This is a genomic window from Cupriavidus sp. 2SB (assembly GCF_005503625.1).
Taxonomy (GTDB): Bacteria; Pseudomonadota; Gammaproteobacteria; order Burkholderiales; family Burkholderiaceae; genus Cupriavidus.
Genome location: NZ_SCMX01000007.1, coordinates 95568 through 109205, shown reverse-complemented (window position 1 = coordinate 109205; position 13638 = coordinate 95568). Strand labels below are relative to the sequence as shown.

The window sequence follows — 13638 nt, the reverse complement described above, 5'->3', positions numbered from 1 at the left end:
CCAATCCTTCAGCGACGTACAGGGGTCTATCGACCACGCACGCCTCGGCGCAGGTCCTCCATCTCCTGGTTATGCATGACCTCTTGCCGGTGGATGTTCGCCTCGTACTTTGAGAGCTCGAGGAGACCAGCACCGCCTGCCGCTTTCCCGGTGGCCACGGCCTGCCGTGTAGCGTTCTGCGCAACGAACCCGAAAGTTGCGTCGGCCGGTAGCCCATCCTTACCAACCGATGCGCCAAACTTCTGCGAGTATGTCTCGGCCGAACGCAGAAGATCCTTCTCAGCTTTGATGACATTGGCGCCGGCCTTCCCATAGGCCTCCAGGAAATCGTCAGTGCTCTTGAAGCCAAGGTTCGCGACTTGTCGAGCGTCGAGGACCTTCTTGCCACCGAGCAATGCGCCGTTCGGAGACTTGAAGGCGCCCTCCAGCCTTGCCATCTCCTTCGCGGCCGTCGAGACACCTGCTTTCGCTGCTTGGACGCCTTGCCACCCCTTCTTTGCGGCTGCAGATACATCGTAGAGCTTCTTGAGTCCACCGGCGGCGCGCATCACGGGTAGCATGGTGACACCGGCTTCGATGCCGGCGGCCATATAGGGGTGGGCCTTCTCGAAGTCACCCCACGCCATACCTGCTCCCGCGAAGCCGCTCTTGACGGTACCCACTTCACGATGGAACGTGTCTCGCACCTGCTCGGGCGAGATCACAGCCGAGGCCGATTGCACCGCATCCTTCTGGTCGGCAATTCCCTGGCCGACCCCGGCGGTGCCGTTTGCAATCTTCTGCTTGTCCGCTTCATAGTTCGGGAGCGAGTTGTTCGTGAGGCGATCCAACCGCGCTTGGAGGTCTCCCGGGCCCGACGCAGGCGCAGCTGGCCCGCCGCCGGCGGCGCCTCCATTGCCGGTATTCCCAGGAGACGTGCCACCGCGAACAGCGGTCGTGCTCGGGCCGGATGCCGCGGCGGCGCGGCCAGACGCGTCCGGGGAATGGCCTGCGCTGCCGCTCTGTTGCAGCACATGAGGGTCCTTGAGTGACAAGTTGCCCGCAGCCGGATTGGCCGAAACAGCAGCTGCAGCCGGGGCCACCCCCTGGTTGGCGTTAGGGGAGAAATTGGTTGGCCCGTTGATACCGCTAAGCATGGACATGATCTTGGACGTCGCCCGAAACTGATTCGTGTCCGCAAGCGCATTGAATCTGGCAACCTCTTCGCCCCCGCTGATGTTACCAGCCCGTTGGATGCGGTTCTGATGCTCGGCAAGCTTCGCCTGGTAGCCGGGGACGTTTGCTATCGCGCTGCTGTTCATTTGATCAAGCTCGTTCCGGGCGGCGGGATTCGCGAGAATCATCGGACCGAGTTCTTGGTCACGAACCGAGAAGCTCGTGTCCATCGATGTCTTCATGCTCACTGCTTCCTGATAGCGCTGCTCTGCGGACTGGACGCGAGCAGTAGACTGACGGAGGGACGCCGAGAGGCCCTGCGCTGTCTTCGTGTCCTCGCCGGAGTACCGATCCATGGAATTCTGGGCACGATTAGTTATGCTGTCGGTCCATGACTGGTCAGTACTCACCTTTTGTGACATCGTCTTCGAAAAGTCCTGGGCGCTGACTCTACCTTTCGTGGCAGTCGCTGCGGCCTGTGCCGAAGCCTCAACGCCGCCAAATGGGCTCTTGAATCCCGCGCTTGCGGTGATCGCCGCTTGGAAGGCTGATTTCTCCTCTGCCGAGAACTTGTGCGAATCCATCGCGCTCTCGGCGGCCTCCTGCACCTTCGAGGCGCGACTTCCGTAGTCCTTACTCATCGCCGTGATATCGGATTCGCTAGACTTAAAGCCGCTCGAATGAGCCTTCATATAGCTCATCATCTTCTCGAACGAGGCTGCCGCTTCGGCCTTCGTCGACTGCACGTCCGCACTAGCACTGGAAACGTTGTTGTCAAGCATCTGGCCTGCGCTGTGAGCGCGAAGAGCAGCATCTGCGCGTGTCATTCCAGACAGCGGATTTCCGGTGATCGCTGCACTAGATTGAGTGGCCGCGCCGACATCCGTGATAGGCCCGTTACGCATGATGTCAGGGCTTGTCTGCTTCTCGTCAACATGGTCGCGCCCTGACCACCGCCCGGCAAGAGAGGCCATGGACATGGCGGTGCCTGTCAGCATGGCGAGTGAAACCAGTGGCGTCGCCGCGAGCATGTCAGACGCCACCGAGAGTCGAGTGGCCAGGATGTCGTAGTAGATCGCCGGGAAGTTTGAAAGCGTCAGCATCCCGGAATCAATCTGGGACAGCTTCTCGGCAACGTCGTTCTGGATATACATCTGGATCACTGCCGAAAACGGCAGCCAGCTCGACGTCCAGACACCGAACAGGAGGTACTTGATGTACATGCCCAGTGCGCCGCCGCCCTTCATTACGCCGTAGATGATGACCAATGGCGCGAAGCTGAAGAACATCAGCTGCATGAACACCATCGCCGGCATCATGGTCTTGGAGAAGAACGAGCCGGCGGCTGCAGAGTCGGTTCGGCTCTGCTCGAACGCCTGGGTCAACTGAACATTGCACTGATTGAAACTCCCCTGATCAGTGTTGCTCGACATGCAGTTGAACGTGTTAGCGATCGTGTTGTACGTCAGTGCGTTGATCATGAAGTCGCGCGAACTCTGGGCCATGCCTAGCGAGTCCGTTGCCGTCTTCCACCCGCCAGGTAGCACGTTCTGCAGCACGTCCTCGACATCGCCTTGGCCCCACGCATTGCCCGTGGGGCTCTTCTCCTTCATGTTCTTGTTGATCAGCTCCTTGAGGCCACGGTTGGTGCCATTGAGGAACCGGACGTTGGCGTCCTGCGAGATCAGTGCTGCCGATTCGTTGCAGGAGAGTGACTGGCCTTGCGGATTTGCAGCGTTCCAGTAGGTAGTGATGCCGTTGTCGCGTGCATGGGTCAGAATGTAGTTCAGCGAATTTGCGCTTGATTTCATCGCGTCCATTGAGAACGAGGTCGCGTTCGGCGTGCAGTCCAGGATGAATGTCCGAATGCTGGCAGACAAGAACACGTCAGCATTGTCAAAGCCCCTGCGCAACGAGTACAGAAGCTTGAGCGGCGTCACAAATCCGTCCGACGTGACAGCCATATAGCTGCCGTTCACGCTTTGGAAGGCGGTATTAGACAGCTGGAAGAGCTTGTGGCTTGCCGTCGTGAAGGCGCTTGCAGGAAGCGAGACGATCATCGGCACATTGTCGACCCTCGCGACGCTTCCCGTGTAGATGTCATTGACCAGCACGGAGGTAGGTATGGTGGTGGTCCAGACCACGGCAAAGAAGCCAAACAATGCGCTGACCGGGCCCATGGCGCCGGGGACAGGCCCGTCGCTCTGCTTGCCGATCATGTACAGGATGCCGGAGATCAGTGCCACAAGCCCGCCAACCAGAAACGTGCTGTTCAGGAAGCCCTGCTGGTTGAGGATCATGGCCACCGCGTTGAGGGCGGCATAGAACGAGCTCGGGTCGCCGACGACGTAGATGTTGAAGTCGAGCATAGCAGTCCCTTATCGGATTTCCGGCTTCACGAAGACGGCCGGATTGTCCTGGTTGATGGCTTTCGTGTAGGCAATTGCCTCATTGATGGCAGGCAGTTGCTCGGTTGCCGCACGGCGCATGTCAATCACCTCGTGCAGCAGGTCGCTCTGCGCCTTCAATACACGCTCATCGGCGGTGTACTTGGTCCCACCGAAAGCCGCTTGGGCAGCAACAAGCGCCGATTCGGCAAACTTGATGGTGATCTCATTGATGATGACGGGAGCCATCTGCCTTGCGATGTGATCAGCGGCGCCAGGCATTGCCTGAACCTTCTTCATCATCCCAAGCACCGGCGCACTCACGAGGCCGATGAACGTCTTCTGCTGGCTGGTGAAGTTGCAGGCATTGCCAGAGCAGAAGATCAGCTTTCCGACGATCGAATCTGCCGTGGTGGTGGCTCCCGTCGCATCTCCAAGAAGCATCGTGTAGACGTAGCCGCGGACGCCGCTGAAGTTGATCGACGCGCGGGAGATCCTCCGGCAGCTGCCTTCGTCATATCCATCTTGGCAGCGAAGCACGTAGACAGGCTTCTCACCGCCCATATTGCCATCGCGAAGGTCCGGGAGGCGCAGAGTCGGCGACCAGTAGCGACCGTTGTCGACTTGCACGCTGCCGTCCGGGTTCGTCTGGTCGGAGTCGTTTTCTGGCCCCACGACGACCGCACCCACGAGACTCATGACGATCTCATTCGCACCATCCGGATTGGTTTCGGCGGTCGATGGATTCCCAAGCATTTCACCGGCCTTGCTCGACTTCAATGCCTTCCATGTCATGTTCCCCAGTTCAGGAGCTTTGCCGCTCGCCGCAGCAGCTCGCGTGCCGGAGTTCGGTTCCGGAAGAAAGCTGTTGATTCCCGCGAAGAAGTCAGTGATAGCGCCAGAGGCAGTCTCCACTTCGGGGGCTATCTTCTGACCGACAAAACTACGGATCGCATCACTGGCGCCGGACTTGTCCATAATCGTGGTGGCCAGCGAGCACGTATTCTTCATCATCGAGTTCAGGGCAGCGATCTTGTTCTGGAAGTCCTGCATCAGCTTGCCCAGGGCCGGGTTGATCGCATCGATCGCGGCCTTGAATGCGACGCCGACGGCGTTCGCGGCAATCTGGCGGAACAGCGCAACGAGCTGATCGGCGTTGATGAAGGAGAACGAGCCACCGAAGAGGTCGATGCCGCCACACCCGGCAGAGATGCGCGGAGGATCGAACGCGATGAGGTTGATGTTGCGGATGGGCATGCGTACCGATGCGCCGCCGCCGACCAGGCCGCCTCGGGACTGATTGGTGAACGATGACGGTGTGGTGCTGTTCGACATAAACATGCCGTCAAGAGCGTCTTGCAGCCCGGCATGCGCGGCACCTGGGAGCCCCAGAAGCCAAGTCATCAACGATAGCGTGACGACAATCCGCTTGAGATTTAGTTTCATGGTGGTGCTCCGCATTAGTAGCGCCCGTCAAGGCGGTCTTTCAGATACTTCACCCAGGCTTTCGGGTCATCGCCAGCGCCCTTCTTCATGTCCTCGTTGGACAGAACACCGCGGTCGTATGTCCGGATCTTCGCGGCCAGGTCGGGTGGCAACAGGTTGTTCGATTCAGCAGCAATGATGATTCGCTGTTCAAGCTGGTCCTGAGCCATCATTCCCTGCGAGACCACGAAATAGTTGTTGGGCGGAACCACAAGAACTGTCGTGGGCGTCAGGCGGAGATTCAGGAGCTTGGCGTGGCCGTTGTCGTTCGCAAACGTTGGAACATTTGGCAATGGCCTGCCATCCATCGAGATGAACTTTGTGATGAATCCGTACTTCTTGCTGATCTCCTGGACGCTATTGGCCTGGGGGCGGCAATACTCACACTTCGAATCAAAGAAGACCCAAAGACCGCCTACCTTTGCAATGTGCTTGAGCGCCTCGGAGGTACCTTGACCAAGCTGCCGCAGGAAGAACGCCTTGGTGTAAGCGGCAATCGGTACGCGGTTGTTCTCATCAAGGAATGGATCGGCGGCGACCACTCGCTGGGTCATCTCCGCATAGCGTTGGGATTTGTCCATGGCGACCCGCTGCGCGTACAAGTACGCTTCGACGTTCTCTCTCGTCGGATCATTGATCGCGGCGTCGAGGAGCTTAGGCATGCTTGCGCGGAGCCATTCCACAGAGAAGGGCTCGTCCTGAGCCTTTTCAGGCTTTTTTGGTTGGGCGGTATCCTGCTTCTTCGGTGGTGCAGGTGGCTGCTGTGCCGGCGGTTCGGGAGGGATCTCATCCTTCGGATCTTGGTACCAGAACCACCCTTCCGCTTTCCGTTCAAGGAAGCGAGTCGGTGTACCGTCGTCTTCCCTGGCTTGCGCGGCTCCGACGGTAAGGGAGAGCAGTGCCAGTACGAGGAGTGTCTTTGCCATTCTTTACCCGTAGCAGTTGGCTGTAGTCACGTGTGGATCAGATGAGCGGCGTCACAGAGCCAACCAACGACCGTTGGTCCAGGAAGCCCCAGTAACGGCCGTCATAGCTACGCGGAAGCGTTCCGATCACGAAGAGCTTTCCAGGAGGCACAACCTCCTCCCGGTCAAAAGCTCCCGGACCACGGCCGAGCTTCTGGTTGAGCACTAGGTCCCCGATGTACTTTCCATTCACATACGCTCGGTCGTTTGTCACCCGGACCGTGTCGCCCGGAAGGCCGGCTACCTGCTTGGCTATCATTTTTCCGTTGAAGGGTTCGAGCATCAGCCCCTTGGGGGCGATGAACGCGATGATGTCACCGCGTTGGACAGACTTCGGGGCGCCAAGCTTCACCCAATACAGCCGCTCAGGCATGCATCGGATCGGCGTAAGGTCGAGCCCAATCTGGTAGTGCTTGCGGAACTCGGTGACGGCAGCCAAAGCCACGAGGAAGCTCAATACAGTCCACAGCAGCGAGGCACGAAGGAACCGAATGCGGTTCTGGTCCTTCATCCCGAGCCGAATGCGATCGAGATACTGATGGATCGGGTAGTGGAATCGCATCAGTTCACTCGATCTTGATTCCGAGCTTCTGCGCGACTGCTGCAGTCACATCCACGCTGCCGGGCCTGTTCAGCACGACAGAGGAGTTCACGACGATGATGCCGGCCTGGGTGTACTCCGACAGTGCGTTGTTCAGTTGTTGCACGAACTCTTTGCCCTGAGATTCCGCCTGTTCGACTGTCATCCCGGGTTTCGAGAGTGCCGCCTTCGCCTGGAGCTCTACCAGCTTTGCCCCATCAACCATGACCACCGGCGTCGCTTGAGCGCGATCGCCGGTAGCGAAGCTCCAGGTCAGGACGCTGGCGAACGCCGAAAACAGCGCGGCAACGATGATCGTCGTCAGGAGCGACACGCCCCCTTGATCAGGCGAGCGGCTCGGGGTGGCAGAGGACGGCTGAGTGGAGTGAGCAGTGGTGTCGGTGTCTTGGGTCATGGTGTGCTCGGGTAAGAAAAGTGTTCTGCAGGAAGCGCGATGGTCCAGCGGACAGAAACTCGCACATTTGGTAATTACGGAAGCATAACACGTACGGATACGACGTATGGCTAGAAGTGCGTGGTGAAAAGAAGAATGCCCGCAATTGCGGGCATTTTCCGAGGATCGTGTCGTATCTGCTACGCGGCCAGGAGCGCGTCCTCGGCTGCCGCTGCTTCCTGGTCGATAAAGCGATGGACTGCTTCGACGACACTATCCCCGCGGTCGATGGCATCGAAGATGGTGTCGCGCTCGTCATCCTTGGTGGAGAACAGGACCTGTGTGAAGCGGTCAACGGTTAGCCGGAAAATGCCCCACTGGCTTTCGCTCTGCTTCACCATGACTTCCGAGTACTTTCCGGGAATCGTATGCACAGTCTTGAGCATATGCGCACCGTAGGGCTCGATCTTGAAGTGCCCGCCTGCGATCGCACCGTCAATGGACTCGCTGTTCTGCTTCAGGATGAACTGCCATGCCGAGTTGGCGGCAATTGCGCGAGCGTTCGGCGAGTTGTAGAGGTCTTCAATCGATTGCGTGACGATCAGCACGGCGCCCTTCTCCTTTCGCGCCTTGCGATAGAGGGCCTCCATTGCCTTGCCCATGACGGGGTCGTCGAGCAGTTCCCAGGCCTCGTCAATGATCAGGATCTTCTTCCGACCACGTGTGAGGAACATGTCGTAGTTGATGCGCGACATCAACTGAAGCAGCACAACCTGCTGGAGCGCCTTCCGACCCTTCAGGTCGCTAAGTTCCAGAACAACGAAAGCGTTGTTCATGTCCAGGTTGTTTTCGCCCTCGAACCATCGAGTGTAGGCCCCGCCTGCGAACGGATAAAGCTGACGGCCAAGGCGCTGGGTGTCTTCGTCGGGCTGCTGCAGGCAGAACTCGGCCACCGCCTTGACGGACGCGTTGCGGCCATACTTTTGATAGACGCTGGTGATCGCCTCTTCAAGACGGGACATCGCATACGCACCCAACGCCTCGTCGGGGGCTGCCATTTTGGCGATCATCGCCTTGATGATGTCCATTTCCTCCTCGAGGTTGTCTATGAAGGTGAATGGATTCAGGCACAGATCAGAGTCAGCCTTGAACTCGACAAATGAGCCCTTGGCTGCCTTGCATAGCTTGAAGTATGAGCGACCGGCATCAATTGCCCAGACTTTTGCGCCCTCGGCCAGGTAGTCGCTGACGATCTTCTGGGTAAGGAACGACTTACCGGCGCCGGCCTCGGCGAACACGATGCCGTTGTAATTGGTTGTTGACTCGTACAGATCGATCAGCGCAGGTTGTCCGCGGCGCGTTACGAGGAGGAGCGCCCCATTTCGCCCGCTGCCGGTCCATTCACCGATGACTGGCATGAACTGCACGGCGTGGGTGACGCCCATCGTGTGAAACCGGAACAGATTCTGGATTCCCTCGAGAGATGTGTTCAGAGGCAGGAGGTTGTTCCAGAGGGGCTCGAGAATACGGCTGTCCTCTCGGATCTCGAATGCCAGACTGGTGTAGTAGGCGCGCAGGCCGGCCGCGAGCTTGTTGAGCTTCTCCTTGCTGCGGGAGAACAGGAAGAGCGTGAAGTTCGCCTCACAGACGATGGAGCCCTTGCCTTCGATGTCGTGGACCAGGACGTCCATTCCATGCTTCTTGTAGCCAAGAGCTGGGATCAGGTGCGCCGTTGGGCCGAATACCTGGTGATTCAGCATGGAGGATCGGCTTTTGACCCAGTCGACCTTCTTCACCTGATCAGGGTAGTGAAGGGTCAGCACCATGTAGTAGGGGTCTGTGATCTGGTTCGACAGGCCCAGGGGGTCGCCAATCATGTGGTTCATGATGGCCAAGCTCGCCCTTTTCGGGAAGTGCTTGACGCTCATGACCTTGGCGAAGTGCGCCCCATCATTGAAGTTGATGAGCTTCGGATCGTCGTAGTTGATCGAGTCACCGGGGAAGAAGACCTGCTCTCGGATAGGACGGGTTTCGTCGTAGTGGAAGCTCGGGTGCTCGTACATATTCGCGATCAGGCGGAGAAGAACGAGGTATCCCTGAGCGTCGAGCTGGACGGTCTGGAGTTCTGCGGCCTTGAATGCTTCCTGAACGCGGTCGACTGTCTCCCGAGCAGCCGCGATATCCGCGGCGGAGGGGAGTGCGCGAGCGCAAGGCGTCTTGATCGTAAGGATGAGCCGCTGCCGGTTCACCAATACGCCACTGCGGGTAACCAGAGGCTCATGGCGGCCATTCCGGACGTACGAGACATGCTGCTCTGCGAGCGCGCGGAGCACTTCGTTCTCAGTGTCTTTCCCTGCCATGTACGCGTCGAAGAATTCGTCTGCGTCGGGGGAAGACAGGAGTCCGATTTGAATAAATGTCCCGGCCGGGAACGGCATACTCAACGCCGAGCGGAACTTGTCGACGGTCGCGTCGTCCGCGCCTTTCAGCGGTTCCGCGATGAAGCAAGCGCCCAGATAGTGCTCGCCCTTGTCGGACGCCAGGAGCAGATTTGTATCCGGGTCCCACGCGCGAACAGTGATCTTGGCGTAAGGAACGTTGTCCCGGTCTCCGTCAATGGTGGGCGTGGACTTGGAACCCTTCGATTTTTGAGACCCGAGCATCGTGATTTCCTTGCCTTGTGATTCTGAATGGGGGATACGTTTTAGAAGACAAGTTCGCGGCCGGAGCCGCGAACCAGTTTCGAGATTGGCAGTGCAACGCGGCCTCCGACGAAAGCCGGAGGCACGAGCATTACAGAGTTGCCGTGAAAAGACCTTGCAGGACGCCAGGGCCCAGGGAGGCGGACAGAGCCACCGCCACACCGGTCACCACGCTCATCACGGACTGCTTGACGACGCCGATGGCCAGGCCGACAGCCAGCGAGCCGAGCGCGAAAACCGTGCCCAGCGAGCCGGTCATCCAGTCAGACAGTCGGGTCACGATCTGCGCGAACGTGGTATCCGAGGCCGCGGACGCGTTGACCGCAAGCACGAGTGCCATCATGGCCATGGTCAGCAGAGCTTGCTTGTTGTTGGTAATGCGGTTCATGGAAGATTTCTCCTAATGTGGAAATGATCACTCGAGGTTAATGTCCGAGGGAGATGGCATGCCAAGCTTCGTCACATCGGTCCCCTGATACGGCTGGTTGGCGTCTGCCTGCGGCGCATCCCCCCCGGGAGTTCTTTGCGCTGCAGGTTTCCCGTTCGGCCGGCCCGATTCCTGGGGAATCGGAGCGACCGCTGCGAGCTCACGATGAGGAACAACCATGCCCTTGCCGGCGAACTCGGACTTGCCGAACGACCAGCGGCGCGGTTGTACCTCGGTGTACAGATATGACGGGTAGTGAAGATCGTCCTTGCTATCGATCCACGGAGCGATCCAGATGCGCATGACCTGCGCCGGCTTGCGGACCGGGCGTGCCGTTCCGTTGGCCTGGGCGGAACCCGGGACGGACGTTTGGATCAGCCCTGGCGCACCTGCGGCAACACCGCCGGTGAGCTCAGGGCGCGCAACGTTTCCCTGATCGTCCCCCGCCTGAACGCCACGAGCTCCTGAAGACCCAAAGGGGCGATCGCTCTCCGTCGGTTGCGGCATCTGGTTCGTCGATTTGTAGACGGCCAGCGGCGTCTTGCAGATGATTCCCTGCGGCATACCCGGGCACGAGAAGGAATCGTTGTCCGCTGTGTTCAAGATCGATGAGCAGCCGGTCGCGAGCAGTGGAAGCGTCGCGAGAAGAAGTCGAAATTTCATGGTGGGCCTCCTTGACCCGTTTACTTGAGTTCGACGCCCTTGATGAGGACGACAGTCAGCTTGCGGCCAGCATCAATCTCGACCACCGGCGTCATCTCCTTTGCCAGTTCCAGGTAGAACTGCGAAACCATGGTCGCGGAGGAGGAGAAGCCTTTTGCCACGCCGGTTTCGAGGATCGATTGAGGCGTCGCGCGTTGGGTACTGATGAAGTTGTTGCCGCCGGTGCTCAGGTCCAGGCGGGGCACTTGCGTTGGCGTGAGCGCCGTTGCGAAGCCGCTCAGGACACCAGCCGTGAGAGCCTGCGCGATCTTCTGCCCCTGTTTGGAGACGAGGCGGCCACGAGCGCCAACCCGGCCGTCCTCGCCGACTACGTAGCCGTCGACCTTGGCTTCCATGGTTTTGCCTCCTTCGCGGACACAGGAAAGGGTTTCAGTCCTGAGTTGGGCCCGCTCGCTCGACAAGATCCCGAAGCCGGATACCAGTACAAAGCACTCCTTGATATCGTGGCTGTACTGATTCGGCAGCAGCGCTTCAGTCTTGATCCGCATCACAGCCGGCATGGGATTCTTCTGCGCAACCGAGTTGGTGGGCGCATCCATACCGTTCAGAAGGATCGCTTCGAACATGGAGCCCGCGGTGAGGTACGGTGTCGGCTTCGATTCCTGCTTGGCTTGAGCTACAGTGGCCGTGGCTGCATTGCCCGATACTCGAATGCGCGATACTTCCTGCTCTTTGGCACGCTCTGGCGGTTCCTCTCCGGCCTTCCCACCTTCGGTCGGAACCGGCAACGGGTCGGAGAGTGCCGGCGCCTTCCCAGGGGCGGTGCCTTTGCGCTCCATGGCCTCGAGGCGGCCCTTCATTTCCATGAGTTCTTTCATCATGTCCGAGGTAACGCCGTTTGCCGGCTGCTTGCGTTCCCTCTCCATCTCGTCGATCCGTGCCTGAAGAGCCCTGCTGTCTTTCGCGGCTGCCTCCAGATCGCCCTTGAGTCTGTCGACGTCTTTCTGGGTGGCAGAGTTCTGCGCGGACAGCTGTTCCCCCGTGGTGTCCTTGGGCTTGGGAAGCAGCATGTTGCTTACCGTTGGCTGCTCAACCTGCTTACGGGGCTTGCTGTGCGGTTTGATGAACAGCGACCCGATAGCCACCATCGAGCCGAAAAGCACTGCGATTGCGATGACCGTTCGGGACCGTGGTGGCAAGTCCAGCCACTTCTTCTTGAACTTGTCGGAAAGCGACTCAGACATGTCAGTTGCTCTCCGTCTTGTCGGAAACGATGAACACTTCGGTCGACTCGCCCTTGCGCAACGCGGCGTATGGGAAGAAGGCCACGGCACGCACGCCGTCGGTGTAGAACGCGCCCTCGTCGAGATCGACGCTATCGGCCGAGGCCTCGATGCGGTAGCGGAAGATGTCGTAGGTAGGGCCCGAGTAGCGGGTCAATGGGTAGGCGATCACCGGCCCCATCCGTGCGACTGACTTCGGAAGAACGCCGTCCGAGAAGCCTTCCGGCACCTTGCCAAGAGCGATCTGACGCAGAACGTAGCGCAAGCGATCGGTATAGACCGAGCTGTCGGCGCCCCGCTCTTCGTCGCCGGGCACTGCGCCCGTGCTTGCAGCGGGCTTGTCCAGTTGGAGGGTGATCGTCTGTGCAGGGAGGCTCTTGGGGACGAGCGTCAGCGAAACGACAGGATCGTTTGGCTTGTCACCGGTCACATACAGTGCCACCGAGCGATCGGTCTTCATCGTGACGTAGAGGGACTGCCCCACCGCCTTTACTTCGACGTCAGCCGATTGCCCGTCGATGGCCTGGGGGTTTGCAAACGGTGTCGCGATACGATTGGGCAGGCCCGACGAAACGTTGATCACCTCATTGCGGTCTGGGCTCACGCGGACAACCTGCGGCTTGTACACCTGGGTGTCGCCTGGCATGGTGCCCAAGCCGGGCAGGTTCTGTGCGGGGACTTTCTGTACCCGCTTGGCGGCAATCTCCGCGAGGCGAGACTCTGCCGCCGAGAGCTTCTTGCCGGGGACCGGCGGGGGCAGTTCGTCCGCGAGGACTGGTAGCGCGATCAGCGCGGCGACAGCTAGTGCGAGGCGCTTCATTGCGCAACCTCCTTGGTTGTGTTCAGGGGCTGGATGCTCACGGATTCGGCGGCCTGCTGCTTGAGGATCTGATCGGCCTGCGTAGCAGCACTCTCCGCTTGTCGACGGCGGGCCTCTTGAGCGAGGACCGGATTCTTCTCGATCCACGTGAGCGTATGAGGGTCGGAGCCTTCGTAATGGTCAAGGCTGTCCACCCATGGACGCCCGTCACGCATGACGACCTTCATCTCGATTACATAGTTCTTCGTATCCTTGCCGCCGATGCTCTGGGTGGTCATCTGGCCAAGGATGAAGACCTTCTCCGTCTCCTTCTCGGAAACAACCTTCGACGGGTCGAAGCGAACCGAGCCGCCGTTGTGTTTGAAGACTGGGTTCTTGCTCAGCACCAGCAGTTGCTGACGAACGTTGGTGTAGACCCGTGGGGTGACCAGGCCAGAAAGCCGCTCGATCACGAAATCGACGTTCTTCGGAGTGATGTTCGCTGTGAGCGTCGCCACGTACGACCCGAAGCTCTCCAGATACTCCTGGTCGGCAGATTCCCAGCCAACGGAGACCGCCTTTGTGAGGTGTGGCGGCACGATGCGAGTGACTTCGTGGTCGGTGACCAGCTTGCCAACGGCAATGACCACGCCCACGGCAAGAATGACGTTCGACAGAATCATTACGCTGGCCAGCTTGTTGGAGCCCTCCCATGTGGAGGTAAGCAGCGGCATCTTCATCAAAACTCCGTTCGGTTGCTGTACGGATACATAACACGTACCGATAATAGATAACTAA

At 59.3% G+C, this 13638-nt stretch carries 11 protein-coding genes; all 11 read right to left on the bottom strand.

Annotated features, from left to right (window positions below):
- Nucleotides 1-26: 26 nt before the first annotated feature.
- The 11 genes from FFS21_RS05335 to FFS21_RS05285 all read right to left on the bottom strand — a co-directional run bounded on the left by FFS21_RS05335 (nt 27) and on the right by FFS21_RS05285 (nt 13580).
- Entirely contained in the window at nt 27-3524 is a 3498-nt protein-coding gene (locus tag FFS21_RS05335) for a conjugal transfer protein TraG N-terminal domain-containing protein (RefSeq protein ID WP_137923870.1), read from the bottom strand.
- A gap of 9 nt (nt 3525-3533) precedes the next feature.
- Nucleotides 3534-4988, bottom strand: coding sequence for a conjugal transfer protein TraH (locus FFS21_RS05330; RefSeq protein WP_017512642.1), 1455 nt, complete (start codon nt 4986-4988; stop codon nt 3534-3536).
- A gap of 14 nt (nt 4989-5002) precedes the next feature.
- Nucleotides 5003-5953 carry a conjugal transfer protein TraF gene (gene traF, locus FFS21_RS05325; RefSeq protein ID WP_137923869.1) on the bottom strand — a complete coding sequence of 317 codons (951 nt, stop codon included), beginning with the start codon at nt 5951-5953 and terminating at the stop codon, nt 5003-5005.
- A 37-nt stretch (nt 5954-5990) separates the two neighbouring features.
- Nucleotides 5991-6554 carry a signal peptidase I gene (gene lepB, locus FFS21_RS05320; RefSeq protein WP_017512644.1) on the bottom strand — a complete coding sequence of 188 codons (564 nt, stop codon included), beginning with the start codon at nt 6552-6554 and terminating at the stop codon, nt 5991-5993.
- A gap of 4 nt (nt 6555-6558) precedes the next feature.
- Nucleotides 6559-6987 carry a hypothetical protein gene (locus FFS21_RS05315; RefSeq protein ID WP_137923868.1) on the bottom strand — a complete coding sequence of 143 codons (429 nt, stop codon included), beginning with the start codon at nt 6985-6987 and terminating at the stop codon, nt 6559-6561.
- A 179-nt stretch (nt 6988-7166) separates the two neighbouring features.
- Entirely contained in the window at nt 7167-9629 is a 2463-nt protein-coding gene (gene traC / locus FFS21_RS05310; RefSeq protein ID WP_137923867.1) for a type IV secretion system protein TraC, read from the bottom strand.
- A 130-nt stretch (nt 9630-9759) separates the two neighbouring features.
- Nucleotides 9760-10056: a TraA family conjugative transfer protein gene (gene traA / locus FFS21_RS05305; protein WP_225934836.1), complete on the bottom strand. Its 297-nt coding sequence runs from the start codon at nt 10054-10056 to the stop codon at nt 9760-9762.
- Between the two features lie 27 nt (nt 10057-10083).
- On the bottom strand, nt 10084-10758 hold the full coding sequence (traV, locus tag FFS21_RS05300; protein ID WP_029309086.1) for a type IV conjugative transfer system lipoprotein TraV: 675 nt from the start codon (nt 10756-10758) through the stop codon (nt 10084-10086).
- Nucleotides 10759-10778: 20 nt separating this feature from the next.
- The gene (locus tag FFS21_RS05295; protein ID WP_137923866.1) at nt 10779-12002 is read right to left on the bottom strand and encodes a TraB/VirB10 family protein; all 1224 of its coding nucleotides are present in this window, start codon (nt 12000-12002) and stop codon (nt 10779-10781) included.
- A 1-nt stretch (nt 12003) separates the two neighbouring features.
- Complete coding sequence (locus FFS21_RS05290) at nt 12004-12861, bottom strand: TraK domain-containing protein (protein WP_137923865.1); 858 nt, start codon at nt 12859-12861, stop codon at nt 12004-12006.
- Complete coding sequence (locus tag FFS21_RS05285; RefSeq protein WP_137923864.1) at nt 12858-13580, bottom strand: TraE/TraK family type IV conjugative transfer system protein; 723 nt, start codon at nt 13578-13580, stop codon at nt 12858-12860. The genes FFS21_RS05290 and FFS21_RS05285 overlap by 4 nt, the downstream gene beginning before the upstream one ends.
- Nucleotides 13581-13638: the final 58 nt, after the last annotated feature.

Bases quoted from the DNA above. Each gene is read 5' to 3' on its own strand.
- FFS21_RS05335 (WP_137923870.1), bottom strand. From the start codon at position 3,524: ATGCTCGACTTCAACATCTACGTCGTCGGCGACCCGAGCTCGTTCTAT.
- FFS21_RS05330 (WP_017512642.1), bottom strand. From the start codon at position 4,988: ATGAAACTAAATCTCAAGCGGATTGTCGTCACGCTATCGTTGATGACT.
- traF (WP_137923869.1), bottom strand. From the start codon at position 5,953: ATGGCAAAGACACTCCTCGTACTGGCACTGCTCTCCCTTACCGTCGGA.
- lepB (WP_017512644.1), bottom strand. From the start codon at position 6,554: ATGCGATTCCACTACCCGATCCATCAGTATCTCGATCGCATTCGGCTC.
- FFS21_RS05315 (WP_137923868.1), bottom strand. From the start codon at position 6,987: ATGACCCAAGACACCGACACCACTGCTCACTCCACTCAGCCGTCCTCT.
- traC (WP_137923867.1), bottom strand. From the start codon at position 9,629: ATGCTCGGGTCTCAAAAATCGAAGGGTTCCAAGTCCACGCCCACCATT.
- traA (WP_225934836.1), bottom strand. From the start codon at position 10,056: ATGAACCGCATTACCAACAACAAGCAAGCTCTGCTGACCATGGCCATG.
- traV (WP_029309086.1), bottom strand. From the start codon at position 10,758: ATGAAATTTCGACTTCTTCTCGCGACGCTTCCACTGCTCGCGACCGGC.
- FFS21_RS05295 (WP_137923866.1), bottom strand. From the start codon at position 12,002: ATGTCTGAGTCGCTTTCCGACAAGTTCAAGAAGAAGTGGCTGGACTTG.
- FFS21_RS05290 (WP_137923865.1), bottom strand. From the start codon at position 12,861: ATGAAGCGCCTCGCACTAGCTGTCGCCGCGCTGATCGCGCTACCAGTC.
- FFS21_RS05285 (WP_137923864.1), bottom strand. From the start codon at position 13,580: ATGAAGATGCCGCTGCTTACCTCCACATGGGAGGGCTCCAACAAGCTG.